Source organism: Guyparkeria sp. SCN-R1 (genome assembly GCF_003932495.1).
Taxonomy (GTDB): domain Bacteria; phylum Pseudomonadota; class Gammaproteobacteria; order Halothiobacillales; family Halothiobacillaceae; genus Guyparkeria.
Genome location: NZ_QZMT01000013.1, coordinates 36,234 through 62,799, shown reverse-complemented (window position 1 = coordinate 62,799; position 26,566 = coordinate 36,234). Strand labels below are relative to the sequence as shown.

General features: G+C 64.3%; 25 protein-coding genes and 1 tRNA gene. 8 read left to right on the top strand and 18 right to left on the bottom strand.

What is annotated here, in order from left to right; all coding sequences use genetic code 11:
* Positions 1–142 precede the first annotated feature (142 nt).
* Positions 143–964, top strand: coding sequence for an outer membrane protein assembly factor BamD (locus D5687_RS08365; protein ID WP_125199324.1), 822 nt, complete (start codon positions 143–145; stop codon positions 962–964).
* Between the two features lie 294 nt (positions 965–1,258).
* Positions 1,259–2,539, top strand: a complete 1,281-nt coding sequence (locus D5687_RS08360) for an SEL1-like repeat protein (RefSeq protein WP_158611819.1) — start codon at positions 1,259–1,261, stop codon at positions 2,537–2,539.
* Between the two features lie 348 nt (positions 2,540–2,887).
* On the opposite strand, the gene rpsI is transcribed toward D5687_RS08360, so the two are convergent.
* Complete coding sequence (rpsI, locus tag D5687_RS08355) at positions 2,888–3,280, bottom strand: 30S ribosomal protein S9 (RefSeq protein WP_125199322.1); 393 nt, start codon at positions 3,278–3,280, stop codon at positions 2,888–2,890.
* Positions 3,281–3,292: 12 nt separating this feature from the next.
* The gene (rplM, locus tag D5687_RS08350; RefSeq protein ID WP_125199321.1) at positions 3,293–3,721 is read right to left on the bottom strand and encodes a 50S ribosomal protein L13; all 429 of its coding nucleotides are present in this window, start codon (positions 3,719–3,721) and stop codon (positions 3,293–3,295) included.
* 405 nt (positions 3,722–4,126) lie between these two features.
* Here rplM and D5687_RS08345 point away from each other — a divergent pair, with 405 nt between their 5' ends.
* Positions 4,127–5,383 carry a (Fe-S)-binding protein gene (locus D5687_RS08345; RefSeq protein WP_125199320.1) on the top strand — a complete coding sequence of 419 codons (1,257 nt, stop codon included), beginning with the start codon at positions 4,127–4,129 and terminating at the stop codon, positions 5,381–5,383.
* Positions 5,384–5,394: 11 nt separating this feature from the next.
* Here the strand turns inward: D5687_RS08345 and speD are convergent, their stop codons facing one another.
* From speD to D5687_RS08310, 8 genes are all read right to left on the bottom strand, one after another.
* A complete protein-coding gene (gene speD / locus D5687_RS08340; protein ID WP_125199319.1) occupies positions 5,395–6,231 on the bottom strand; it encodes an adenosylmethionine decarboxylase in 837 nt (278 codons plus the stop codon).
* A 438-nt stretch (positions 6,232–6,669) separates the two neighbouring features.
* On the bottom strand, positions 6,670–7,092 hold the full coding sequence (locus D5687_RS08335; RefSeq protein ID WP_125199318.1) for an OsmC family protein: 423 nt from the start codon (positions 7,090–7,092) through the stop codon (positions 6,670–6,672).
* Between the two features lie 10 nt (positions 7,093–7,102).
* Positions 7,103–7,912 carry an indole-3-glycerol phosphate synthase TrpC gene (gene trpC / locus D5687_RS08330; RefSeq protein WP_125199317.1) on the bottom strand — a complete coding sequence of 270 codons (810 nt, stop codon included), beginning with the start codon at positions 7,910–7,912 and terminating at the stop codon, positions 7,103–7,105.
* Between the two features lie 77 nt (positions 7,913–7,989).
* Positions 7,990–9,012 carry an anthranilate phosphoribosyltransferase gene (gene trpD / locus D5687_RS08325; RefSeq protein ID WP_125199316.1) on the bottom strand — a complete coding sequence of 341 codons (1,023 nt, stop codon included), beginning with the start codon at positions 9,010–9,012 and terminating at the stop codon, positions 7,990–7,992.
* 164 nt (positions 9,013–9,176) lie between these two features.
* The gene (locus D5687_RS08320; RefSeq protein ID WP_125199315.1) at positions 9,177–10,346 is read right to left on the bottom strand and encodes an endonuclease/exonuclease/phosphatase family protein; all 1,170 of its coding nucleotides are present in this window, start codon (positions 10,344–10,346) and stop codon (positions 9,177–9,179) included.
* 110 nt (positions 10,347–10,456) lie between these two features.
* Positions 10,457–10,642 (bottom strand): hypothetical protein, encoded by a 186-nt coding sequence (locus tag D5687_RS08315; protein WP_125199314.1) that lies wholly within the window; start codon positions 10,640–10,642, stop codon positions 10,457–10,459.
* Between the two features lie 47 nt (positions 10,643–10,689).
* Complete coding sequence (locus tag D5687_RS11290; RefSeq protein ID WP_158611818.1) at positions 10,690–10,857, bottom strand: hypothetical protein; 168 nt, start codon at positions 10,855–10,857, stop codon at positions 10,690–10,692.
* Positions 10,858–10,947: 90 nt separating this feature from the next.
* Complete coding sequence (locus D5687_RS08310; RefSeq protein ID WP_125199313.1) at positions 10,948–11,619, bottom strand: hypothetical protein; 672 nt, start codon at positions 11,617–11,619, stop codon at positions 10,948–10,950.
* A gap of 902 nt (positions 11,620–12,521) precedes the next feature.
* Here D5687_RS08310 and glyQ point away from each other — a divergent pair.
* The 5 genes from glyQ to D5687_RS08285 all read left to right on the top strand — a co-directional run bounded on the left by glyQ (position 12,522) and on the right by D5687_RS08285 (position 18,029).
* Positions 12,522–13,448 carry a glycine--tRNA ligase subunit alpha gene (glyQ, locus tag D5687_RS08305; protein ID WP_125199312.1) on the top strand — a complete coding sequence of 309 codons (927 nt, stop codon included), beginning with the start codon at positions 12,522–12,524 and terminating at the stop codon, positions 13,446–13,448.
* A 73-nt stretch (positions 13,449–13,521) separates the two neighbouring features.
* Positions 13,522–15,600 (top strand): glycine--tRNA ligase subunit beta, encoded by a 2,079-nt coding sequence (gene glyS / locus D5687_RS08300; RefSeq protein WP_125199311.1) that lies wholly within the window; start codon positions 13,522–13,524, stop codon positions 15,598–15,600.
* 17 nt (positions 15,601–15,617) lie between these two features.
* Positions 15,618–16,364, top strand: a complete 747-nt coding sequence (locus D5687_RS08295) for a 1-acyl-sn-glycerol-3-phosphate acyltransferase (protein WP_125199310.1) — start codon at positions 15,618–15,620, stop codon at positions 16,362–16,364.
* Complete coding sequence (locus D5687_RS08290; RefSeq protein ID WP_125199309.1) at positions 16,327–17,253, top strand: fructosamine kinase family protein; 927 nt, start codon at positions 16,327–16,329, stop codon at positions 17,251–17,253. Before D5687_RS08295 ends, D5687_RS08290 begins: the two co-directional genes overlap by 38 nt.
* Before the next feature lie 11 nt (positions 17,254–17,264).
* Positions 17,265–18,029, top strand: a complete 765-nt coding sequence (locus D5687_RS08285) for an SDR family NAD(P)-dependent oxidoreductase (RefSeq protein ID WP_125199308.1) — start codon at positions 17,265–17,267, stop codon at positions 18,027–18,029.
* Positions 18,030–18,184: 155 nt separating this feature from the next.
* On the opposite strand, the gene D5687_RS08280 is transcribed toward D5687_RS08285, so the two are convergent.
* From D5687_RS08280 to rlmB, 8 genes are all read right to left on the bottom strand, one after another.
* A tRNA-Ser gene (locus D5687_RS08280) sits at positions 18,185–18,277 on the bottom strand.
* A 184-nt stretch (positions 18,278–18,461) separates the two neighbouring features.
* On the bottom strand, positions 18,462–18,659 hold the full coding sequence (gene csrA / locus D5687_RS08275) for a carbon storage regulator CsrA (RefSeq protein WP_125199307.1): 198 nt from the start codon (positions 18,657–18,659) through the stop codon (positions 18,462–18,464).
* An 80-nt stretch (positions 18,660–18,739) separates the two neighbouring features.
* A complete protein-coding gene (locus D5687_RS08270) occupies positions 18,740–19,972 on the bottom strand; it encodes an aspartate kinase (RefSeq protein ID WP_125199306.1) in 1,233 nt (410 codons plus the stop codon).
* A gap of 151 nt (positions 19,973–20,123) precedes the next feature.
* Positions 20,124–22,739, bottom strand: a complete 2,616-nt coding sequence (gene alaS / locus D5687_RS08265) for an alanine--tRNA ligase (RefSeq protein ID WP_125199305.1) — start codon at positions 22,737–22,739, stop codon at positions 20,124–20,126.
* Between the two features lie 95 nt (positions 22,740–22,834).
* Positions 22,835–23,320, bottom strand: coding sequence for a regulatory protein RecX (locus D5687_RS08260; RefSeq protein ID WP_125199304.1), 486 nt, complete (start codon positions 23,318–23,320; stop codon positions 22,835–22,837).
* A gap of 15 nt (positions 23,321–23,335) precedes the next feature.
* On the bottom strand, positions 23,336–24,382 hold the full coding sequence (gene recA / locus D5687_RS08255) for a recombinase RecA (RefSeq protein ID WP_125199303.1): 1,047 nt from the start codon (positions 24,380–24,382) through the stop codon (positions 23,336–23,338).
* 87 nt (positions 24,383–24,469) lie between these two features.
* The gene (locus D5687_RS08250; protein WP_125199302.1) at positions 24,470–25,651 is read right to left on the bottom strand and encodes a pyridoxal phosphate-dependent aminotransferase; all 1,182 of its coding nucleotides are present in this window, start codon (positions 25,649–25,651) and stop codon (positions 24,470–24,472) included.
* 136 nt (positions 25,652–25,787) lie between these two features.
* Complete coding sequence (rlmB, locus tag D5687_RS08245) at positions 25,788–26,558, bottom strand: 23S rRNA (guanosine(2251)-2'-O)-methyltransferase RlmB (protein WP_125199301.1); 771 nt, start codon at positions 26,556–26,558, stop codon at positions 25,788–25,790.
* Positions 26,559–26,566: the final 8 nt, after the last annotated feature.

Genomic DNA, 26,566 nt, shown 5'->3' with positions numbered 1-26,566 from the left:
CACCCGCCATGAGATTGGTTGGTTTTTAGCATCTTATCTGCGAAGATTATCCGCTAACGCCCGCCCCATCAACGCGCCGTACCATGCGCCTTTGGGCGGGCGGAGTCCACTCACTACTGCCAGCGGCCCTTCACTCCTGATCATGACCCAGCATCGCGACCGTAACCGCCCGGCCACTCGCCGCTCCCTTCCCCGGCACCTTGCCCGCGCGGCCCTGATCGCCGGCATGGTCACGTTCGCCAGCGGCTGTTCCTGGTTCTCGAAGTCCGACGACGACCGCGTGGACCTCTCCGACCCGACCGCGTCGGCTGGCCAGCTCTACCAGGAAGCCAACGAGGCAATGCGGCGGGGCGACTACGAGACGGCGATAAAGAAGTACGAGACCCTGGAAGGCCGCTACCCGTTCGGCGCCTACACCGAACAGGCCCAACTGGAAGTCGCGTACGCCTATTACAAGTACGACGAACCGGATTCGGCGATCGCCGCCGCGGATCGCTACATCCAGCTGCACCCTCGTGGTGACAATGTGGCCTATGCCCTGTACCTCAAGGGCCTGGCCAACATGAGCCGTGGCGATTCGCTGATCAACAAGATCGCGCCGCCGGACCTCTCCAAGCGCGACCAATCGGTTATCGAGGAGGCGTACAAGTCCTTCTCTCGCCTGGTCGAGCAATACCCCGACAGCCAGTATGTCGACGACGCCAGCCGCCGCCTGATCGAGGTACGCAACTCGCTGGCCAAACACGAGGTCCAGGTCGCCGAATACTACATGCGACGCGGCGCGTGGCTTGCCGCCGCCAATCGGGCGCAATCGGCACTCGACAAGTACAACGGCTCGACCTCGACCATCCCGGCACTGGAGCTCCTGATTCGCGCCTACGACAAGCTGGGCCTCGAACAGGAACGCCAGGATGCCGAAGAGATTCTCGAGGCAACGCGTCAGGCCAACGACGAGGACTCCTGAAGCGAGTGATGCGTCTCGGCCGGGTTTCCGGCAGGGCCAAGAAAAGAAAGGGCCGATGGCAATGCCGTCGGCCCTTTCTTTTTGTACAGCGCCATGCCTCCAACCCGAAAACGGGGGCACTGCACTTTGCCTGGAAACGCTTTGCGCGTGGTCAGAAAAAAAGCACGCTATATCACGCACCTTGCCCGCCTCAGTGCTACGCTCCAAGAGCAAGAGGCCTCAGTCAACGGCCTCCCTGACCTCCCCAGCATCATGATGTTGCGGACGATACGCCTGTCCACTGGAGGGACCACCGTGATCATCAAGACACTCGCACTCACTCTTCTCCTCCTCGGGTCCGTCGGATTGGCCAGCGCCGATTTCAACGACGCCATGCGCCACTTCGAGCAGCAGGAATACCGCCAGGCATTGCAGCAATTCGGTGACGCGGCCAAACGCGGGGATGCCGATGCCCAGTACATGCTGGGTCGCCTGCATGCGGCCGGCAACGGCACCACCCAGGATTTCGTGCAGGCACACAAGTGGTACAACCTGGCCGCGTCCCGCGGCCACCGCCATGCCGCCGGCGCGCGAGATGCGCTGGCCGAACGCATGACGTCCTCGCAGATCGCCAGGGCACAGCAGGCGGCGCGGGACTGGCGGCAGCAAGAGGCGGCGGGCTCGCAATCACGGCCCGACATCAATTCCCTGTCGGATCAGGAAACCGTGGTCGAGATTCAGCGCGAGCTCAATCGACTCGGCTACGACGCCGGTCCGACGGATGGCGCCATGGGAAGCCGAACCCGCAACGCCATATACCAGTACCAGGCCGACATGGGTATCTCTCAGAACGGCCGCGCATCGACCGACCTGCTGCAACGCTTGCGCCAGACCGAGACGGACGAGGTGGCCGCGCCCGACACCTCGTCCGAGGTTGCCCTGCGGGACAACTTCAGCGACGGCGATTATCGTCGCAATCCCGCCTGGACGGTGCTTAGCGGAAAATTCGAGGTCGATCAGAACGGCTTGCGCAGCATCGTGGACACACAACAGGTGACCGACCGCGACTCGCGCGGCCTGAGCTCCGACCGACCGGAGGAGATCGGCCTGGCCGTGCTGGGCATGATCCTCGATCAGCGGAGCAATGACCGGCAGGACGAGGCGCCCGCTGCCGTGGAGCCGGCAGAGATCTTCGTCAATGCCCCCGTCGACAACGCGTTCAGGATGGAACTGGATTTCGCCTCCCAGCAGCGTCCCGGCAGCCTGGCAGTGGGGCTGTTCCAGGGCAACCGCCCCCAGGGCACCGGTTATCGCCTGATCTACTCCGCCGGTGCGCAGCCGGGACTCAGCCTGATCCGGCTGTTTTCCGGGAATGCCGAGGTCGTGGCCCGCCATGACGGCAGACTCGATCTCGAGGACGGCCAGTTCCACGGCATCGTCTGGACCCGTGACCGGAATGGACAGATGCAGGTTCGCGTGGACGGCCGGAACCTGCTGAGCGTGCAGGACAACAGCCTGCGCGATCCCTTCCAAGGCTTCGTGATGGCCAACCATGGTGGCGACTACACCCTGCGCCGGATCAGACTCGAAGACTAAGGCGTCCGCCCCGCGCGGCGCACGCAAACCGCGCCGGGCCAAAGGCATCGCCTTCACTCGGGCGGCTTGCCGGCCCCCAACGAGAACCACCTTTGGGGCCAGGGATAACCGGGCAACGCACCACCGGGCTAGCGCCTTTCCCCCGGGATCGCCGAATCCCGATCGGCACTCGGCACCCCTCCCCTTTCTGACCCCAAGGCTTATCTTCTGCCGGCAGCCTACGCGCTGACCGCGACGATGCCTCCCCTCCCCGGCAAGCCCCGTGAGAGCAAATAGCAGACAAAGCAAAAGCCCCGCACGAGGGCGGGGCTTTCGAGGTGGCCGGCTCGAGGCCGGCAAGGCGTCGGATCAGCGCTTGGAGAACTGTACCGAACGACGTGCCTTGCGCAGGCCGACCTTCTTACGCTCGACCTGACGAGCGTCACGGGTCACGAAGCCGGCTTCACGCAGCTTCGGACGGTGTGCTTCGTCATAGTCCATCAGCGCACGGGTCAGACCGTGACGAACGGCACCGGCCTGGCCGCTCGGGCCACCGCCAGCAACGGTCGCGACGACGTCGAACTTGTCGCCCAGTTCCAGCAGTTCCAGCGGCTGGCGAACGACCATCTGGGCAGTTTCACGACCGAAGAAGTCTTCGATGCTCTTGCCGTTGATGGTGATGTTGCCGGTACCCGGACGCAGGAAGACCCGTGCAGAGGATCTCTTGCGACGACCGGTTCCGTAATTCTGTGTCATTGCCATGAGTAGTCTCTCTTAGATCTCGAGCGGCTGGGGCTGTTGCGCCTGATGATTGTGCTCGGCGTTGGCGTAGACCTTGAGCTTGGTGTACATCTGGCGACCGAGCGCATTCTTCGGCAGCATCCCCTTGACGGCCAGCTCGATGACGCGCTCCGGGGAACGCTCCATCAGCTTCTCGAAGGTGAAGTGCTTCATGTTGCCGATGAACCCGGTATGGAAGTGATACATCTTGTCGCTGGCCTTCTTGCCAGTGACTTTGATGTCCTTCGCATTGACGATAACGATGTAGTCACCGGTATCGACGTGCGGGGTGAACTCGGCCTTGTGCTTGCCACGCAGGCGGCGGGCGACCTCGGTAGCCAGGCGACCCAGCGTTTTGCCGGATGCATCGATGACGTACCAGTCGCGTTTGACCTCGGCCGGCTTGGCGGAATAGGTTTTCATGGATCGACAGCTCCCAAACCAGAAGCGATACATTGATTTCAAGAGGGCGCGAAGTCTACCCGAAGGCATCGCACCCCGCAAGGCCGATTTTTCAACCGGCCCGAACGTGGAGAACCGCGGAGTATAAAACGCATCGGCGCGGAAAGCGAAGGACTTTCCGCGCCCAAAAGCATTCAATTCTTCCTTGGAGATATTCCAGGCAAAAAAAATGCCGGCAGGAGCCGGCAACAACAAGAACCACCAAAGGAGGATAAGCAATTCACGGTATCAAGATATACTAATACTCCACGGGTCGTCAACCCCCGCCCTGCATTTTCTTCCCGCCCCGTCGGCGCGTCGCCCAACGGCTCGCCACAACGGGCACGGCGCCTTGACCACCCCACCGGGCCACTGCACTCTTTGAACATGAACTCGCCCAACCCGACCGCCTCCGCGGGCCAGCCCCCATCGACCACGCTCGACCAGGCCATCCAGTCGGATGCGCTCGACTGCGTGATGTGCGGGATCTGCGTGCCGCACTGCCCCACCTTCTCCCTGACCCACAACGAGGCCGATGGCCCTCGCGGGCGGATCAGCCTGTTGCTCGGCATCAGCCAGGGCGAGCTGCCACCGGATGCCGATGTCAGCCGGCACCTGGACACCTGCCTGACCTGCCGCGCCTGCGAGACCGTCTGCCCCTCGGGGGTCGCTTACGGACGGCTGATCGACAACGGCCGAACACGCCTGGCCCAGGAGTCGGCACCCGCCACGCACCCGCGAGGCGAGGCGTGGTTCTGGCGCCTGCTGCGCGACCAACTGCTGACAAGGCGTCGACGCCTCGGCATGGCCTGGCAGGTGTATCGCGGCATGCAACGACTGGGACTGGGTGGCATGGCACGTCGACTGGCCGGGCCGATGGGTCGCGCCCTGCCCCGCCAGCTGAGCCACGCCACACCACCGCAGGCATCGACCCAGGAGCCGAAGTCATACCGTGGGCGGGTGGGCCTATTCATGGGCTGCACCGGCGCGGCCATGAACGCCCCCGCCGTGGCCGCCGCCCGAGCGGCCATCACCGCGTTCGGCTACCAACCCGTCATACCGAGGGATCAGATCTGCTGCGGCGCCATGCATGCCCACAGCGGAGAGCCCGAAGCGGCGGCTCGCCAGCGCGAACGCAACGCGGCCGCATTCAAGGCGGCCGGCGTCGACGAGATAATCGTGGTGGGCACGGCCTGCTCGGCCGAACTTGCCGCCTTGCCGGCCTCGCACGGCCTGACGATCCGCGAGATCACCGAGTGGTTGCTCGAGCGCGAGCCGGCAGAATGGCCCCGCCTGGCGAGACTCGACCACCGCGTCGCGCTGCACACCCCATGCAGCCAGCGCAATCACCTGGCGCAACCCGATGTCAGTCGACGGCTGCTCGAAGCCATCCCGGGACTCGAATTACTGGAGATCGACGGCAACGCGCGTTGCTGCGGGGCGGCCGGGATGCACGTGTTGCTCTACCCGGAACAGGCCGAGCGCCTGCGCGAGCCGAAACTCGCATCCATCAAACAGCTGGCGCCCGATCTGGTGGTCAGCGCCAATGTCGGCTGCGCGACCCACCTCGCGGCGGGCGCGAAGCTGGTCGTCAAGCAGCCGGTGGAGTTGCTCGCCGAGTCGATCGCCGCCGCGAGCCGCTGATCAACCGCCGATCAGCCGGAAGGAACGTCCGCATCGGCCAGGTTCCGGCCATAGAAGATCTCGTACATCTCCTTCTTCAACGCCTTCTCGATGCGGTTGCAGACCTGCGGGCTGTAGTCGTCGGTGCCGTGGCCGAACAGGTAGTTGTCCAGATCGAAGTCCTTCAGGAGCATCTTGGTGTGGAAGATGTTCTCCTGGTACACGTTCACGTCGATCATCTGGTAGCGCTCGCGCGTGTCCTCGGACATGTGGTTCTGGATCGAGTTGATCTCGTGATCCATGAAGTGCTTCTTGCCATGCACGTCGCGGGTAAAGCCACGCACGCGGTAATCAAGCGTCACGATGTCCGAATCGAAGCTGTGGATCAGGTAATTGAGCGCGCGTAGCGGCGAAATCCGCCCGCAGGTGGACACGTCGATGTCGGCCCGAAAGGTGGAGATGCCGTTTTCCGGGTGGCTCTCCGGGTAGGTGTGCACCGTGATGTGGCTCTTGTCGAGGTGCGCCACCACCGAATCACGGGCCAGCTCGCCATCCCCCGGCAACGGTCCCGGCTCCTCGTGGTAGTCGATGCCCTCGGCGATCACCGGCTCCTCGGAGATCAGGATGGTCACCGACGCCCCCTGCGGCTCGTAGTCCTGCCGGGCGACATTGAGGATGTTCGCCCCGATCATCTCGGTGACATCCGTCAGGATCTGGGTCAGCCGGTCGGCGTCGTAGACCTCGTCGATGTAGGCGATGTACTCGTTGACCTGTGCCCGGGTCTTGGCATAACAGATGTCGAATATCGACATGCTCAGCGTCTTGCTGAGGTTGTTGAACCCGTGCAAGGTGACCGACGGCTCACCCATGACTACCCCCTGAAACAAAGCGCCCGACCTGCCGGCCGGGCGTGTAGATGCGTCGCACGTAAAACCGACGACATGTGATTGCCGCAAAGTGTAAACCGCTCCCCCGAGGCTTGTCACCAACGGCCGGCGCCCACCGCGAGATACCGACTGGGGCGGGCGCCCCGGAGAACCGTCGCGAGCCGCCCGAGTGCAAGGAGCCGCGGAGCGAGGGACGAGACATATCGTTAGATAGGCGGATGCCGGCCATCCTTGGCCGGCACTCTCCGAGCGCACTTCGTACGTCTCGACTCGATCTCGGCGAATCGAGAGGAGCGAGCGACGGAATGGCCGGGAGCCATTCCGGACGCAAGCCTTGCTTGCGCTTGCGAGGGACAGGGATGTCCCGAGTCCGCACGCGACGCCACAATCGGGTGGCACAGCGGCTCTCCGGGGTGCCCGCTACTCCGGCTCGCGAATCTCGAAGTCATGCGTCAGCTCGACCGAGTCGCGCAGCATCGCCGACACGGAGCAGTACTTCTCCGCCGACAGGTTCACCGCCCGCTCGACCTTCTTCGGGTCCAGCCCGCGACCGACCACCACGTAACGGGTATGAATGGTGGTGAACACCTTGGGCGCCTTCACATCCGCCCGCTCGGCGGACAGCTCGATCCAGCAGTCTTCCACCGGCTCGCGCTGCTTGCCCAGGATCATCATCACGTCGATGGCGGTGCAGCCGCCCAGCCCCATCAACACCATCTCCATCGGTCGCGGCCCGGCGTTACGACCGCCGATCTCCGGCGCGCCGTCCATGACGATGGCGTGCCCGCTGTCGGCCTCGGCCATGAACGCCATGCCGTCGACCCATTTCACTCGTGCCTTCATCACCACTCCCTTACGACTGGTTGAGTTCGAACAGTTCCGCCAGCGCCTCGCCCGGGTCCTCGGCGCGCATGAACGCCTCACCCACCAAGAAGGCATGCACGTCGTGGCTGCGCATGCGCCGCACGTCCTCGATACCGAGGATGCCGCTTTCCGTGACCACCAGCCGGTCGTCCGGGATGTCGTGCAGCAACTCGAGGGTCACGTCCAGGCTGACATCGAAGCTGCGCAGGTCACGGTTGTTGATGCCGATCAGTCGGGTATCCAGCTGGAGCGCCCGCAGCAGCTCGTCGTGATCGTGCACCTCGACCAGTACGTCCATGCCCCAGTGGCGGGCGCGGTCGTGCAGGGCATGCATCGTCTCGTCGTCGAGCGCCGCAGCGATCAGCAGTACGCAGTCGGCACCCATCGCGCGCGCCTCGTCGACCTGGTAGGGCTCGATCAGGAAGTCCTTGCGCAGCACCGGCAGGCGGCAAGCGGCGCGGGCCGCCTTGAGGTACTCGGCATCGCCCTGGAAGAAGTCGCGATCGGTCAGCACCGACAGGCAGGCCGCCCCGCCCTTCTGGTAGCTCTTGGCGATGGCCACAGGGTCGAACGGGTCGCGCAGCACACCGCGGCTGGGCGAGGCCTTTTTGATTTCGGCGATTACCGCCGGGCGCTTTTCGGCCACCCGGCTCTCGATCGCACGCTCGAAGCCGCGCGGACGATCGGCGGCCAGCGCCTGGTCTTCCATCACGGTCGGCGGGGTCACCTGGCGGGCAGCGACCACCTCGACGCGCTTGCGGGCAATGATCTTTTTCAGGATATCGGGGGTATCAGTCACGGCAGTCACGACCGGGAATAAATGGGTGGGTTGGCCGAGGACGACTCCATCCCCGACCGGGCAATATCAGACACGTATCAAGCGTGGCAGGCCCGGGTCATGGCGACCAGCTGCTCAAGCTTGTCCAGCGCGCGCCCCTCGGCCAGCAACCGCTGGGCGGTGGCCACGCCGGCAACCAGATCCTCGGCCAGATCCGCGGCGTAGATCGCCGCCCCGGCATTGAGCGCGATCATGTCCGCAACCGGACCGGCTTCGCCGCCCAGGGCGGCACGCACGCAGGCGACACTCTGCTCGGGGCCATCGACGATCAGGCGGTCGAGCGGCTGGCGCGTGATGCCGAAGTCCTCCGGCTCGACGCGGAACCGACGCACCGTGCCGTCTTTCAGCTCGGCCACCTCGGTCGCCTCGGCCAGCGAGATCTCGTCAAGGCCGTCGTGGCTGTGCACCACCAGCACGTGGCGCGCGCCGAGGCGCTGCATCACCTCGGCCAGCGGTTCGAGCCAGTCGCTGCTGTAGACGCCCAGCAGCATCGCCGGCGCGCCGGCCGGGTTGGTCAGGGGCCCAAGGACATTGAACAGCGTGCGCACCCCCAGCTCCTTGCGCGGCACGGCGGCGTGGCGCATCGAGCCGTGGTGGCGCGGGGCGAACATGAAGCCGATGCCCAGCTCGCGCACGCAACGGGCGACGCAATCGCTGTCGACCTCGAGGTTCACGCCGGCGGTTTCGAGCATGTCGGCACTACCCGAACGGCTGGTGACCGAGCGGTTGCCGTGCTTGGCGACGTGACCGCCGGCCGCGGCGACCACAAAGCTCGAGGCGGTCGAGACATTGAACAGCGCCGAGCCGTCGCCGCCGGTACCGACGATGTCGACCAGGTGCGGCACGTCGACCTGCACACCCACCGCCAGCTCACGCATCACCTCGGCGGCGGCCGTGATCTCGTCGATGGTCTCACCCTTCATGCGCAGCGCGACCATCAGGCCGGCGACCTGCACCGGCGTGGCCTCGCCGGCCATGATCTGGTGCATGACCGCGTACATCTGCTCGCGGCTCAGGTCATGACGGTCGACGGTGCGGGCAATGGCTTCGCGAATGTCCATGGGGTGTTCGGGGTCCGGCGTGGGTCAGGCGGGGAACGGTAGCACGAGGCGAGGATGTTGCGCAGCACTCGAGCCAAGAGGAAAGCGTTTCACCCCCTTGGGGCAGGCGCATCCTCCGAGACAATGACTACCCGCCCAACGTCTTCCCTATCCGATCTAATCCCTCAGTCGTTGGACTTCCCTTCCTCGATGGCCTCGTCAGCTTCCCGTGCATCGCCAGCGTCTGGCTGAGGCGGGTCGTTTTCCGACAAGCTCTCCGGGTTGTAGTCGAAGACCGCGAAGATAGGAAAGTGGTCGGATCCGATATCGGGAAGTCGATGCAACTCGGCAAGCAAGAAATGCCGAGACGCGAAGGCGTAATCCAGTGGATAGCGCAGGAACCGGCTTCTGGTGTCAAAGGTATTCAACAAACCTCGGCCGACCCGTGGGTCGAGCAATCCTCCGATCCGCTGAAATTGGTGCGTGGTCCGGGACCAGGCCACGTCGTTGAAATCACCGGCAACGATGACCGGCACACTCCCCAGTTCCTTCACCTCCGAGGCAATCAGCAGCAACTCGGCATCCCGCACATCGGAATCGACGCGATCGCCGTCTTCGCCCTCTTCTCCCGCCGTTTTCTCCCTACTGCTGTCCTGTTCTTCGTCGGGCCTTTCGATACCAGGAGGGCGAGGATGCACGCCATAGAAGGTAACGAGGCTCCCTGAACGGAGCCGGACCTGCGCGCGAAACGACGGAACAGCCGGGTCAATCAAGAATCGGACCTCAGGATCTTTCAGCTTGAGCCGGGAATAAAGCAGCATTCCGTAATCATTGTCCTGCGGCTGAAGTAGCGTGTAGGGATAGTCGTCTTCCAGGCCGTCGAGCTGCTCAAGCCACCACTGGTCCGGCTCGCTTAACAGGATGATGTCAGGATCGGTATCGCGTATCAGATCACGCAAGGCCGCGACGTCACGATTGTCGGAGAGCACATTAAACACTAGGAGCGATATGCGGTTGGAATCGTCTTCGGCGCGGCTGGCCGACATCTCTTTGGGATAAAGCGCTGTGTAGGGAGCGATGGAAATGAGCTGCCACACCAAGGCCAGCCCGACCAACGCAGCGAGCGCGTAGTCCCACCCCCCTAATGATCCGTAAAGACGCAGTGCCACATAGCCCGCCAGTGTCAACCCGGTCAGTAGGGCGATCTGTACTCGCGGAAAATCGAAGATGCGCACCCACCAGGCGTTGCTGTGGAGCAAGGGGATTACGGTACCGACGATCAACACCAGCGCAAGCAGACCCACGGCAAGCCGGCATAGGAAAAAGACGATTTTCCTTTCAATTATCACTGACATGATGCCTAGTTTGCTCCGTTGACCGGTCTGATGGTTTCGCGAGCGAGCCACGCTTGAACAAGAAAATCGGCTAAAAGCTCACGCAACAAGACTTAAGGGGCGCAATCGATTCAAAGCGAAGAAACAGATTTAGCAGTTAGAACTGTAAAAAGAAATTCCGTGGCTTCAAATGTTAGAGATGGAAGTGGATGGTCTATTGGGACTGATGTTGTTTTTGCTAACTCACCCATTTCAGATGGTTCGCCATTAATTTCATGAAGGACACTGAACAGCTCGGCAGGTTCATCTGGAGCCAAGACTCCATCCTCCAGCATAGAATCGACTTTATTTAATAGATTTATTATTACCGGGTTTCTGTATTTTGACGGGCCTGAATAATACGGTTTAAGATGAATTCGGCTCCTGATTGGTCTATTTTACCGTCAGCCGCAAGCCCTTTTCTTATCCCTATCAGCGTATCTATTTGTCTGCCATCGATGCTTTTTCGATTAAACTCGGCAAATAAATCCATCAAGAGCTCTTCGATTTTGCTTGCGCCTAACACCACAAATCAGCCGCGCGGCTTTTTGCGTCGGCTGAATTTGTTTGGTTGGCCATCATGTTATGCCACGTGGTTTTCTGCGTCGGCTGAATTTGTTTGGTTGGTCACCATGTCATACCTGATCACGGTTATCGAGTCCGTCTTCCCCGCAAGGAGTTGCGCGACGGCCCTGTGATTGCCGTCTTCGATATACGCTTCGCCCTCTTCGAGTCGATTTACGGTACATGCTGCTCCGGTGTTTCCGGGACCAGAACAATGATTCTTGCGGGCTGACCTCTGGCTATAGGACGGGGCAACCACCAAAGAAGGGAGCTCGAGAATGAATGGGAGTTTACTTAATCGATGCACTTTGTCATAGAAATAAGGCGCGACGCTTCGATTGTCAGGGTTTCGGACGAGAGAAACAATATCTGCCAGAGTACCGTGCGTAATCTCATGCGGGAGATCGCCGAGCCAGAGCACTGTAACTAGTGACGACATGTCAACAGTCCACCAAGAAATTTGATCCCGTGGCAACTGCTTGAGTGATTTGGACAAACCCATTCTCGAACTGAGAGCATCCGTGAGTTTCTCATCATGAATATGTTCAGCCAACTTGTGAAGTTGACCAACGATATTTGCCAACTGGGCGTCCGTGAAATCGCCATAGCGACCGCCGGTAATATCTTTGAGTTTCCTCTGAACGAAGTTTGCCCGCAGATACGCGGTTAACGGATGTACTTCCTGGGACAAGAGCCACTTCCTCCTTACTACAAAACCACAAAAAAGCCCCGCGGCCACGACCTCGTTAAATGCATAACTACAAATTGACGTTCCAACCGCGGCTTAACACCCGGCCTCTTTCAGCTTTCCAGGCAGGACAAAGTTCAATATCAATCACGATCTGTTGTTGACATCACACAAGCCCCTTAAGTTAAAGAAAAAGGCCAAAAAGAGCATTACTACCGTTTTTGCATAAAGCCGCCATACTCTGGTGTTAGACAGTTTTGTTTTCACAGGGCGTCACCGGCCACGCCCCTCCCTGAACCAGGGGGCTATATTCATTTTCAACAATACATTCCACGTCACCGCGCTCGGCGGCCGGCCACTCCATTACGCCATTAGAAACACGCGACGATCGGACAAGCGCATTAGTAGACAGCGACCGACTGGAATTAGTTCACCGCTCTGGGGAACCAAAACCGGTCGTAATTTCCTACTAGATTCATTAGGTTTACCATCAATTTCGAACTAAAACCTTAACCAGGCGCGACAGATGGGCGTATGCCTTAATGCAAATACGCATGACCAGCGAAACGAATCGGATGGGGTACGACGAGCGTCTGAGGGAAAAAGCAACTCCCGGAGCGGAACAAGGCGGCATTGAGGTGCGCTAGCGACCCGGCTGCCCTTCGCTCGTGAGGCAAGACGCCAAGGGGAATACTCCTTCGATCTGCCTTGGTGAGAATCAGCGGACTAGCCTCCTTACCAGTTAATGCCTACCAGATAGCGACGAGACCATCTGGTCGTTAGCGGACATCCTCTCTGGCAACCGCCTTGCCCGTGCAGAGCCACCGCCCATCGGTATACTATGGCCGCTTTGCGTTTGGTCCCTCTAGGGGCCGCGTCCAGACACGATCTACACAAGAATTCTCATGAGTCAGCCTTCCATCGAAACGCGCTTCGACCTGTCGACCTTCCAGGGCCTGATCCTGGCCTTGCAGAGCTTCTGGGCCGAGCAAGGTTGCGCGGTCCTCCAGCCGCTGGATATCGAGGTCGGCGCCGGCACGTTCCACCCGGCCACCTTCCTGCGCTCGATCGGCCCTGAGCCGTGGCGTGCCGCCTACGTGCAGCCCTCGCGCCGGCCGACCGACGGGCGCTACGGTGACAACCCCAACCGGCTGCAGCACTACTACCAGTTCCAGGTGCTGTTGAAGCCCTCGCCGGACAATATCCAGGACCTGTACCTGGAGTCGCTGACCCGGCTGGGCTTCGATCCGCTGACCCATGACATCCGCTTTGTCGAGGACAACTGGGAGTCGCCGACGCTGGGCGCCTGGGGCCTGGGCTGGGAGGTCTGGCTCAACGGCATGGAGGTGACCCAGTTCACCTACTTCCAGCAGGTCGGCGGGCTCAACTGCGATCCGGTCTCGGGCGAGATCACCTACGGTCTCGAACGCCTGGCGATGTACCTGCAAGGGGTCGAGAACGTCTACGACCTGGTCTGGTCGCGCTCGGATGCCGGGGTGATTACCTACGGCGACGTCTACCACCAGAACGAGGTCGAGCAGTCGACCTACAACTTCGAGCAGGCCGACACCGCGTTCCTGTTCCAGCACTTCGACCACGCGGAAGGCGAGTGCCTGCGCCTGGTGGAGGCCGACCTGCCATTGCCGGCCTACGAGCAGGTGCTCAAGGCCTCGCACGCCTTCAACCTCCTCGACGCGCGTCGCGCCATCTCGGTGACCGAGCGCCAGCGTTACATCCTGCGGGTGCGCACCATGGCCCGCGCCGTGGCCGAGCGCTACTTTGCTGCCCGCGAGGCGCTGGGCTTCCCCATGGCGAACCAGACACAAGGCTGATTACGCACCGGGCGCACCCGGCCAATCGGGCCACGCCACGACGACTACGCATTGCCAACAGGTACGGACTTTCATGACTGACACGGCGGACTTTCTTTTCGAACTGGGCACCGAGGAACTCCCGCCCAAGGCCCTGACCACCCTGCGCGACGCGCTCGAAGACGAGATCCGGGCCGGGCTGGACGAGGCGGGGTTGGCCCACGGCAAGCTCACGGCCTTTGCTGCGCCGCGCCGACTGGCCCTGTTGGTCGACGACCTGGCCCGCGCCACCGCCCCCAAGGCAGTCGAGCGCCGCGGCCCGGCAGTCAAGGCCGCCTACGATGCCGAGGGCAACCCGACCAAGGCCCTGACCGGCTTCGCCACCGGCTGCGGTGTGTCGCCCGACCAGCTCGAGACCATGACGACCGACAAGGGCGAGTGGCTGGTCCACCGCTATACCGAGCCGGGTCAGAACGCCGCCGACCTGCTGCCCGCCATCGTCGAGCGCGCGCTGGACAAGCTCCCCACCCCGAAGCGCATGCGCTGGGGCACCTCCAAGGCCGAGTTCATCCGCCCGGTGCATTGGGTGCTCGCCCTGCATGGCGAGCAGATCGTCGACATGACCCTGTTCGGTCACGCCGCCGGCAACCAGACCTTTGGCCACCGCTTCCACCACCCGGAGGCACTGACCGTGAGCGCCCCGAGCGAGTACGCCGCCACCCTGCAGAAGCAAGGCTTTGTCCTGGCCGACTTCGCCGAGCGCCGGGCGCACATCGAGTCGCAGGTGAAGGCCAAGGCCGACGAGATCGGCGGCCGCGCCCATATCGATACCGACCTGCTCGACGAGGTCACCGCCCTGGTCGAGTGGCCGGTGGCCGTGGCCGGCGAGTTCGAGGCGCGTTTCCTCGACGTGCCGCACGAGGCGCTGATGTACACCATGCAGGACGACCAGAAATACTTCCCGGTCCTGGATGCACACGACGCGCTGATGCCGTGGTTCATCACCGTGGCGAACATCGACAGTCGCGACATCGAGGCGGTGCGCCACGGCAACGAGCGTGTCATCCGCCCGCGCTTTTCCGATGCGATGTTCTTCTGGGAAGGCGATCTCAAGACCCCGCTGGAATCGCACCTCGAATCGCTCAAGCACCTGGTGTTCCAGAAGCGCCTGGGCAGCGTGTTCGACAAGGTGCTGCGCATCGAGCAGCTGTCCGAGACCATCGCCAAGCAGATCGATGCCAACCCGCAGGCCGCCCGCCGGGCGGCTCGCCTGAGCAAGTGCGACCTGCAGACCCAGATGGTGGGTGAGTTCGCCGGCTTGCAGGGCACCATCGGCCGCTATCTGGCGACGCACGAGGGCATGGACGAGGAGATAGCCATCGCCCTGGACGATCACTATCGCCCGCGTCGCGCCGGCGACGACCTGCCGCGTGGCGGGGTAGCGCAGGCCGTGGCCCTGGCCGACCGGCTCGACACCCTGATGGGCATCTTCGCCATCGGCCAGGCGCCCACCGGCGCCAAGGACCCATTCGCCCTGCGTCGCGCCGCGCTGGGCGTGCTGCGCATCCTGGTCGAGCAGGAGCTGGACCTCGATCTGGTCGACCTGCTCAACGCCGCGGCCGAGGGGCTGTCGGACAAGGTCCCGGAGGCCGGCGAGCACGTGATGGGCGTGTTCGAATTCATCACCGAGCGCCAGCATCGCTACAGCCTCGATCGCGGCATCCGCAGCGACGTGTTCCAGGCCGTGTCGATGACCGGCACCCGCCGGCCGCTGGACTTCGAGCAGCGCATGCGAGCGGTCAACGCCTTCATCGAGCTGCCCGAGGCCGAAGCACTGGCCGCGGCCAACAAACGCATCAGCAACATCCTCAAGAAGCACGACGGCCCGGTGCCCGAGTCCGTCGACGAGGCGCGCCTGGTCGAACCGGCCGAGCAGCGGTTGTGGGAGGCGCTCGATGCGATCGGCCCGAGGCTGGATGGGCTGTTGGCCGAGGGCGACTACACCGCCGCCCTGAGCACGCTGTCCGCGCTGCGCGAACCGGTGGATGCCTTCTTCGACTCGGTCATGGTGATGGCGGAGGACGAGGCGCTGCGCGATAACCGGCTCGCGCTGCTGGCGCGGCTCAATGCCCTGTTCCTGGCCATCGCCGACGTCTCGCAACTGCAGTCGTGAACCAGTCGATCGCCCTCATGTGGCTGCGCACGGTCTGCTTTTACGTGCTGGGCACGCTATCGCTGATCCTGCACATCCCGGTGCTGCTGATCAGCTTCACGCGACCGCTGGAACGGCGTTATTACCGGCTGTTTTCCTTCGGTCGCTCGATCCTCTGGCTCGCCCGCCACGTCACCGGCATCCGTTACGAGGTGCAGGGCCTCGACCAGGTGCCCAAGGAAGGCGGCAGCGTCGTACTGCCCAAGCACCAGTCGACCTGGGAAACGATGTTCCTGCCCACGGTGCTGCGATTGGCGGCCTTCGTGCTCAAGCGTGAACTGCTGCGCATCCCGATCTTCGGCCAGGGGCTCCAGGGCATCGAGGCCATTGCCATCGATCGCGCCGCCGGGCGCCAGGCCCTGGAGCAGATCATGGAGAAGGGGGCCGCCGCACTTGCCCAGGGCCGCGACGTGGTGATCTTCCCCGAAGGCACCCGCACCCGGCCGGGCGCACGGCCGCACTATCGGATCGGCGGCGCCAAGCTGGCCGTGCACGCAAAGGCCACCGTGATCCCCGTGGCCATCGATTCCGGCTGTCTCTGGCCCAAGCAAGGTTTTCTGATGCGCCCCGGCACGATCCACGTCGTCTTCGGCCCGCCGGTCGAGACCGAGGGACGCACCGCGAGCGAAGTCAACGCGATCGTCCAGGACTGGATTGAAACCAAGCAGGAAGAACTCTACCAACGCTATGGCTGCCCGACCCGACTTCCAGATACTGCTCGATGACGCCCTGACGGGCCTTCACAATGTCGACACGCCCGCAGGCGGACTACGGGCAAAGCTGGCCGAACACCCCCACCTCGTCTTGCGCGGACACCAGTCTGTCGGCGGCGGCTGCATCGCCGATGCCGCCCGCCTGGAAACCGATGTCGCCCCGCTGTTCATCAAGACCCATGCCGACCGCGGTGACGGCATGTTCCCGGCCGAGGCGCGCGGACTCGAGGCCCTGGGCACCCGCATCCGCACCCCGCAGGTGATCGCCACCGGCAGCGTGGAGGGCACGGCCTACCTGCTGCTTGAGTGGCTCGATCTAGGCCCCGTCAACGACACCGCCCTGGGCGAGGCGCTGGCCGAATTGCATGCCGAACCGCAGCCGGCCTTCGGCTGGCCGGAAGACAACTTCATCGGTGCGATGCCACAGTTGGCTGGCGAAGACGACGACTGGGCCCGGTTCTACGGTCAGCGGCGCCTCGCCCCGCAACTCGAGTGGGCCGCCGAACGCGGGCTCGCGACGCGCAGCATCGATGCCGGCCAGGAACTGGTCGAGGCGCTGCCCGCCTTCTTCACCGACTATCGCCCCTACCCCGCCCTGATCCACGGCGACATGTGGGGGGCGAACCACGGCGCGCTGGCCGACGGCACGCCGGTCCTGTTCGACCCGGCCACCTACCGCGCCGATCGCGAAGCCGAGATCGCCATGACCGAACTGTTCGGCGGCTTTTCGCCCGGCTTCTACCGGGCCTACCAGGCCCACCTGCCGCTCGATCCCGGCTACCGGGTGCGCAAGAGGCTCTACAACTTCTATCACGTCCTCAACCACTTCAACCTGTTCGGTGGCGGCTACGGCAGTCAGGCCGACGGCATGATTCGCCAGTTACTCGCTGACATCCGCTGAAGGAGGCAACCATGACGAACCAGGCCCGCAGCGCACTGATCACCGGCAACAGCAGCGGCCTCGGGTTGGGTTTGAGCCATGCCTTGCTCGAGCGAGACTACCGGATGTACGGCTGCAGTCGACGTGGCTGCGCAGCCCTGGCCGACCGGGTAGTCGACGTGCACTGCGACCTATCCGACCTCGAGGCGATCGGCCCCGCCATGGACCAGTTGCTGGCCGGCGTCGATCACCTCGATCTGGTGGTACTTAATGCGGGCATCCTCGGCGAGATCGAGGACCTGAGCTCCGTGTCGGTGGAGCGACTGCGCGAGATCATGGACATCAACGTCTGGACGAACAAGGTGATCCTCGACTGGCTGCTGGCATCGAATATCGCCATCGACCAGATCGTCGCGATCTCCTCGGGGGCGGCGGTGCTCGGCAACCGCGGCTGGGGTGGCTACGCCCTGTCCAAGGCGACACTGAACATGCTCTGCCGGCTGTATGCCCACGAATTTCCCGACACCCACGTGGCGGCGATCGCACCGGGACTGGTCGACACCCGCATCATCGACACGCTCTGCGAGTTGTCGGACACCGAGCGCTTTCCCGCCCTTGAACGCATCCACGCCGCTCGCGGCACCGACACGTTGCTGTCACCGGCCGCCGCGGCCGAGCGTATTCTCGAGGCGCTACCGGGCCTGAAGGAATTCGAGAGCGGCAGTTTCGTCGACCTGCGCCAGATCCTCGCCCCGGCGGAGTACGAGTCACTAAGGAAGGACTGTACGAATCGATAACATCTCTGCGGGACCCCCAGGGGTCCAGATGCAAGGCGCGGCCCGCCGTGAAGGGCCGTCGCCCTTTACAAGGGCCGCAACGCCGCAGATGGCTCCCTGGCGGCAGGCCAGACAGCAAAAAGCCCCGCCAATTGCCCGGCGGGGCTTTTCTGATGTGGCGGAGAGAGAGGGATTCGAACCCTCGAAGGGGCTATAAACCCCTTACTCCCTTAGCAGGGGAGCGCCTTCAGCCACTCGGCCACCTCTCCAACAAGCGCCGCATGGTAGCGGCTTTGACCGCAGGAATCAATGCCGCCGAAACGCGGCGGGTCGCCTTATCGGGGCGCTCAACCACGCCGTTGAGGGCACGCCCAAACACCACGCCTCGCGAACGGATCACCCTAGGGCAACCCGAGCATACGACGGCGACGGAATGGTCATGACGGAACGACCTCAGTTCGAGGTGTCGTCTTCTCCGCCCTGCTCCGTTTCGCTCTTGATGCGCTGATAGATTTCCTCGCGATGCACGGCGACATCCTTGGGCGCGTCAATACCGATTCGGACCTGGTTTCCCTTGATGCCGAGCACCGTGATGGCGACGTCGTCGCCGATGCGCAGCACCTCACCAATGCGGCGAGTCAAAATCAACATATCTGGTCACTCTCTGTGTTTTGCGGCCCCACCTGTGTTCCGTCGGGGACCATGCCGGATATTAGTCTGTAAGCCGACGATCAGCTCAGGGATACTTCCGGAGTATCCAGTTCGAAGGCGTCGTGCAGCGCACGCACCGCCAGCTCCAGGTACTTGTCGTCGATCACCACCGAGATCTTGATCTCGGACGTGGCGATCATGCGGATATTGATCTTTTCCTCGGCCAGCACCCGGAACATTTTCGAGGCAATGCCGGCGTGCGAACGCATGCCCACACCCACCAGCGAGATCTTGACGATGTTGTGGTTGCCGGAGACCTCGCGCGCGCCCAGCTCTTCGGCGGTCGTGCGCATGAGGCCGAGAGCCTTGTCGAAATCGTTGCGATGCACCGTGAACGTGAAGTCGGTGGTGTCATCAGCCCCGATGTTCTGCAGGATCATGTCGACTTCGATGTTGGCCTCGCCGATCGGGCCGAGGATCTTGTAGGCGATCCCGGGGCTGTCCGGCACGCCCTTGATGGTCAGCTGGGCCTCGTCCTTGTGGAACGCGATCCCGGAAATTACTGGTTCTTCCACGCCGTCTTCCTCCAGGGTAATCAGGGTGCCGGGGCCGTCCTGGAACGAGGACAGCACCCGCAGGGGCACGTTGTACTTGCCGGCGAACTCCACCGAGCGGATCTGCAGGACCTTCGAGCCCAGGCTGGCCATTTCCAGCATCTCCTCGAAGGTGATCCGGTCGAGCCGGCGGGCCTTGGGCACGACACGCGGATCGGTCGTGTACACGCCGTCGACGTCGGTGTAGATCTGGCACTCGTCGGCCTTGAGAGCCGCGGCCAGGGCCACGGCCGAGGTGTCCGACCCGCCCCGGCCGAGCGTGGTGATCTGGCCGTGCTCGTCCACGCCCTGAAACCCCGCGACCACGACCACGCGACCGGCATCGAGATCGCCGCGGATGGTGTCGGTATCGATCGACTGTATACGCGCCTTGGTATGGGTGCTGTCGGTGAGGATGCGCACCTGCGCGCCGGTATAGGACCGCGCGTCCTGGCCGCGCGCCTGCAGGGCCATGGACAGCAGCGCAATGGTGACCTGCTCGCCCGTGGCGACCAGGGTGTCCAGCTCACGCGGGGTCGGCTCGGCCTGAATCTCGTTGGCCATGCCGATCAGGCGGTTGGTCTCGCCACTCATGGCCGAGACCACGACGACCACCGAGTCGCCGTTGGCCACCGAACGCTGCACGCGCTCGGCGACCGCTTGGATACGCTCGACCGTACCGACCGAGGTACCGCCGTATTTCTGTACGATTAACGCCATAGTGTGGTTTTCCTTGGCACCGGCATCACGGCACCAGCTCCTTGTCGCTGACGTGAGAAAGTCAAAGCAGCCGGGCAGTATAAACCGCCCGATTGACTTTTTCATCCATGAGCCGGCTCGCGACGCTTCGACAGCAAACCGGCACCGGGGTTCAGTCCAGCTGGTCGGCCACCCAGGCGCGGGCCGCGGACAGGGCCTCGGCGAGACGCTCGGGCTGGCTGCCGCCGGCCTGCGCCATGTCCGGTCGACCGCCCCCCTTGCCGCCAACCTCGGCGGCGGCGACGTTGACCCAGTCGCCCGCCTTGAAGGTCTTGGTCAGGTCCTTGGACAGCCCGGCGACCAGACGCACCTTGCCGTCATCGACGGTACCCAGCAGGATCGCGGCGGTGCCGAGCTTGTCGCGCAACTTGTCCATGCTCTCGCGCAGGGCGCCGGCGTCCGCGCCGGGTAACTCGGCGACCAGCACCTTGGCCGAGCCGATGGTCTCGGCACTGTCAGCCAGTTCGTCACCGCTGGCCGAGGCCAGTTCGGCCTTGAGCTTGGCCAGCTCACGCTCAAGCTGACGGGAGCGCTCCAGCATCTGCGCGACCCGCTCGGCCGCCTCGGTCTTTGGCCCGCGCAGCAGCTCGGCAATCTCGCCCACCGTCTGGTCGGCGCTCTCGGCCTCGGCCAGCGCGGCCGCCCCGGTGACCGCCTCGATCCGGCGCACGCCGGAAGCCACGCCCGACTCGGCCAGAATCTTGAACAGGCCGATATCACCGCCCCGGCGGGCGTGGGTGCCACCACAGAGCTCCATCGAGAACGGCCCCATGGTCACTACGCGCACGGTGTCGCCGTATTTCTCGCCGAACAGCGCCATGGCACCGGCCGCGCGCGCATCGTCGATCGCCATCTCGCGGGTCTCGACCGCGTTATTCTCGCGCACCTGGGCGTTGACCAGTCGCTCGATCTGCCGCAGTTGTTCACGGGTGACCGGCTTGTCGTGCGAGAAATCGAAGCGCAGGGTTTCGGGGCCGACCCGTGAGCCCTTCTGCTGGACGTGATCGCCGAGCACGTCACGCAACGCGGCGTGCAGCAGATGCGTGGCGGAGTGGTTTAGGCGGATCTCGGCGCGGCGGTCGGCATCGATGTGCGCGGTGACCGCATCCCCCGGGGCCAGGTGCCCGTCGGTGAGCGTGCCGTGGTGCAGGAAGACGCCGCCTTGCTTCTGGGTGTCATGCACGACGAAGCGACCATTGGCCGATTCGATCACGCCGGTATCGCCCACCTGGCCACCGGATTCGGCGTAGAACGGCGTGCGGTCGAGTGCGACCACGCCGTCCTGGCCTCTATCGAGCGCCTCGGCCTGGCTGCCCTCGCGGGCCACAGCAGCCACTGTGGCCTCGAGGGATTCGCGCTCGTAGCCGGCAAACTCGGTCGGTTCGTCGGTGCCGATCTTGATCGTCTCGGCGATGAAATGGCTTGCCGCGCGGGACTGGGCGCGACGTTCGGCCATCTCGCGCTCGAAGCCGGTCTCGTCCACCGACAATCCACGCTCGCGGGCGATGTCCGCGGTCAGGTCCAGCGGAAAACCGTGGGTGTCGTACAACTTGAAGGCCGTCTCACCGTCGATCGTGCCGCCGGCGGGCAAGCCGGCAACCGCCTGCTCGAGCACCTGCATGCCCGAGGCGAGCGTTTGCAGGAAACGCTCTTCCTCGGCGAGCAGGACCCGGGCGACCTCGTCTTCGGCCTTGACCAGCTCCGGATAGGCATCGCCCATCTCCTTGACCAACGGCCCGACCAGCTTGTGGAAGAACGGCGCGTCCTGACCCAGCTTGTGGCCGTGGCGGGCCGCCCGGCGGATGATCCGGCGCAGCACGTAGTCGCGCCCCTCGTTGCCCGGGCGGACCCCGTCGACGATCAAGAAGGCACAGGAGCGGATGTGGTCGGCGACGACCTTGAGCGAACTCGACTCGCGGTCGCTCGCGCCGGTCGCCTCGGCGGCCGCGTCGATCAGGTGCTGGAACAGGTCGATCTGGTAGTTCGAGTGCACGCCTTGCATGACCGCCGCGAGACGCTCGAGCCCCATGCCGGTATCGACCGACGGCTTGGGCAGGTCGCTGAGCGTGCCGTCGGCCGCCCGGTCGTACTGCATGAAGACGATGTTCCAGATCTCGATGAAACGATCGCCGTCCTCGTCGGGCGAGCCCGGCGGGCCACCGGGGATCTCCGGGCCGTGGTCGTAGAAGATCTCGGAACAGGGACCGCAGGGACCGGTATCGCCCATTTGCCAGAAGTTGTCCGAACCGCCGCCCGGCTTGTCGCCGATACGCAGAATGCGGTCCTCGGGCAGGCCGATGTCATCGCGCCAGTGGGCGAAGGCCTCGTCGTCGGTCTCGTAGACGGTCACCAGCAGGCGCTCGGCGGGCAGACCCAGGGTCTTGGTCAGGAAGTCCCAGCCATAGCGGATCGCCTCGTCCTTGAAGTAGTCACCAAAGCTGAAGTTACCCAGCATCTCGAAGAAGGTGTGGTGCCGGGCGGTATAGCCGACGTTCTCGAGGTCGTTGTGCTTGCCGCCGGCGCGCACGCAGCGCTGCACCGAGACCGCGCGCGGATTGGCGCGCTTCTCCTGGCCGAGGAAGGCCTCCTTGAAGGGCACCATCCCGGCGTTGGTGAACAGGAGCGTCGGGTCATTGGCCGGAATCAACGACGCGGAAGGCACGATCTCGTGACCTCGCTCGGCGAAGAAATCCAGAAAGGACTGACGAATCTCGGCGCTGGTTTTCATGCACGAACCATCTCGGAAAGCGGGAGGACAAAGCGCGGATTGTAGCGCAGTCCGATGCCATTTCCGATGTGCAAGGGGAAGTGTTGGGCCGCCGACTAGAGAAGGTCCGAATCGGACTCGTCCGAATCGGGCCACCAGCCAGCCAGCTCGTGGGCGAGGTCAGGCGGAAAGCCGCGGCGGACGAGGTGCCGGTGTCGGCGGGCGCGCTCGGGGAAATCCTCGGCCGGCTCACGAAAGCGCGTGACCAACTGCTCGCGCGCCAGCGCCTCCCAGTCCTGCGGCTCGGCGGCGAAGGCCGCGCCAGCTACCGACTCGTCGACACCCTGCTGGGCCAACTCGTGGGCAATACGGTCCGGGCCGTAGCGACGCGCCGACCGGGCACGGATCAGGCTTTCGGCGTAGCGCTGATCCGACTGCCAACCCTCGTCGGCCAGACGCTCGAGGACCGGCTCGACCTCATCGGCGGTGAAACCCCGATCGGCCAGCTTGCGGGCAAGCTCCAGCCGGCTGTGCTCGCGCCGGGCGAGCAGACCGACCGCACGCTTCTCGCAATCGAGCAGGCGGCGTTTCTCGTCGTCCACGGGGCGTGGTCGACCTTAGGAGGTCTCGTCGACCGGTGTCTCGTTGGCTTCGAGCTCGGTCTCGGCCGCGACCGGTTTGGGCATCATGATCTCGCGCACCTGGGCCTCGATCTCCTCGGCCATCTCGGGGTTCTCGGCAAGGAACTGGCGTGCATTGTCCTTGCCCTGGCCGATCCGGGTCTCGCCGTAGGAGTACCAGGCACCCGCCTTCTGGATGATGCCGTGCTTGGCACCCAGGTCGACCAGCTCCAGCAGGTGCGAGATGCCCTCGCCGTAGAGGATGTCGCAATCGACCACCTTGAACGGCGGCGCCATCTTGTTCTTGACCACCTTGATGCGGGTCTGGTTGCCGATGATCTCCTCGCCCTTCTTCACCGCGCCGACACGGCGGATGTCGAGGCGCACCGAGGCATAGAACTTGAGCGCGTTGCCGCCGGTGGTGGTCTCCGGGCTGCCGTAGGTGACACCGATCTTCATGCGGATCTGGTTGATGAACATCACCATGCAGTTGGTGCGCTTGATGTTCCCGGACAGCTTCCGCAATGCCTGGCTCATCAGGCGCGCCTGCAGACCGACGTGGCTGTCGCCCATCTCGCCCTCGATCTCGGCCTTGGGCACCAGGGCGGCGACCGAGTCGATCACGACCACGTCGACCGCACCAGAACGGACCAGCATGTCGGCGATTTCGAGGGCCTGTTCGCCCGTGTCCGGCTGGCTAACCAGCAGGTCGTCGACGTTCACGCCCAACTTCTCGGCATAGCCCGGGTCCAGCGCGTGCTCGGCGTCGATGAAGGCGCAGGTGCCGCCTTCCTTCTGCGCCTGGGCAATGGTTTGCAGGGTCAGCGTGGTCTTGCCCGAGGATTCCGGGCCGTAGATCTCGACCACGCGACCGCGCGGCAGACCGCCGATGCCGAGCGCGGCATCCAGCGAGATCGAGCCGGTACTGATGGCCGGGACATTCCGTCGTCCCTCGTCGTTCATGCGCATCACCGCCCCCTTGCCGAACTGGCGTTCGATCTGCGACAGGGCGGCGCTCAGGGCCTTCTTGCGGTTCTCATCCATCAATCAACTCCCAACCCTTCGGGCTTGAAATGCAGGCAGTGAAATGCGGCCAGCCTCCCTGCCGGCCGCCATAGAAAAACGTTTCGATCAGGCCGCCGACAGGACCGCGCGGATCCGGTCGATGGCCTCGCGCAGCGCATCCAGGCTGGTCGCGTAACTCAGGCGGACGTGGCCCGGGGCGCCGAAGGCCGACCCCGGCACCACGGCGACGCCGGCTTGCTCGAGCAGGTGCTCGGAGAAGGCGACGTCGTCCTCGACGCCCAGGGCCTTCATGGCCGCGGAGACGTCCGGGAAACTGTAGAAGGCGCCCTGCCCGGGCAGGCAGGACACGCCCGGCAACTCGTTGAGCGCATCGACGATGAAGTCGTGGCGCTCGCGGAAGGCGCCCACCATCGCGTCGATCTCCGACTGGTCCCCGGCGATCGCCTCGCAGGCCGCCTTCTGGGCAATCGAGCAGGCACCCGAGGTGCTCTGCGACTGGATCACCTTCATCGCCTTCATCAGGTCGGCCGGACCGGCGGCATAGCCGATCCGCCAGCCGGTCATCGCGTAGGCCTTGCTCACGCCGTTCAGGACCACGGTGCGCGGCAGGAGGTCCGGCGCCACCATCGCGATGTTCGAGAACGGCTCGTCGGCCCAGAGGATCTTCTCGTACATGTCGTCGGTGGCGATCACGATCTCGGGGTGATCGCGCAGGACATCCGCCAGCTGGGCCCAGTCCTCGCGGGTGTAGGCCACGCCGGTCGGGTTGGAGGGGCTGTTGAGCATCACCAGCCGGGTCTTGTCGGTGATCGAGGCGGCCAGCTGGCGCGGAGTCATCTTGAACCCCTGCTCCTGGCCGGCCGAGACGATCACCGGCTCGCCGCCCGCCAGGCGCACCATGTCCGGGTAGGACACCCAGTAGGGGGCGGTGATGATGGCCTCGTCGCCCGGATTGAGCAGGGCCTGGCAGAGATTGAAGATGCTCTGCTTGCCGCCGGTGGAAACGATGATCTGGTCCAGGCCGTATTCGAGCCCCTGCTCGTTCTTGAGCTTGTCGGCGATCGCCTGGCGCAGCTCGACGATGCCTTCGACCGCGGTGTAGCGGGTAAAGCCGTCGCGGATCGCCTGGATGCCCGCCTCACCGATGTGCTTCGGGGTGTCGAAGTCCGGCTCGCCGGCACCGAGGCTGATGATGTCGCGGCCGGCGGCACGCAGTTCGGCGGCCTTGGCGGTGACGGCAAGTGTCGGTGAGGGACGGACCCGGCGGACCCGGTCGGAAAGGTTCATGACGGCAGCTGACTCCCTGGCTAGGCGTTCGCCGGTGGGCGCGGGAACACCGGACCATATTGAAATGATTCGGTCGGCATTTTACCGGAAACGCCAGCCGGTTTCGACGGGAGCAACCGGGGGGGGCGCTGCTGCCTCAGGTGGCGGACGCCAGTCGCTGGCGCCGGAACTCGAACAGGCAGACGGCCGAGGCCACCGACACGTTCAGACTCTCGACACTCGGTGCCATCGGGATATGGATCAATTGGTCGCAGCGCTCACGGGTCAGGCGACGCAGGCCACCGCCCTCGGCACCCATCACCAGGACGACCGGCTCGCAGGCAAAATCGCTCTCGTAGAGGGAGACCGGCCCCTCGCCGGCCGCCCCGACGATCCACAGGCCACGCGCCTTGAGATCGGCCAGGGTGCGGGCCAGATTGGTCACCTGGAAGAAGGGCAGCCGCTCGGCCGAACCCGCGGACGTCATGCGGGCGGCGGGGGTCAGGCCGCAGGCCCGGTCCTTCGGCGCGATCACCGCGAGCACCCCGGCCGCCTCGGCAGCGCGCAGGCAGGCGCCCAGATTATGCGGATCGGTGACGCCATCGAGGACCAGCAACAGAGGCACTTGATCGCTACCGTCGAGCAACACAGCGAGATCCTGCTCGTCACCGGCCTGGCTCAGGGCCACCAGCGCCGCGACCCCCTGGTGTTTCAAGGGCCGGCCATCACTGCGCAGCTTGTCGAACCAGGGCTCGTCACGCGACTCCACCGTGACGCCCGCCCGTTCGGCGAGCGCTTGCAGGCGACGGGCGCGGCGATCATCACGCCCCGACAGGGCGACCCGATCGATGCGCTCCGGGCGCTCGCGCAACGCGGCCTCGACGGCATGAAAACCGCCGATCCAGGTGGGTTCTTGGGGACGGGCCATCGCGGTGG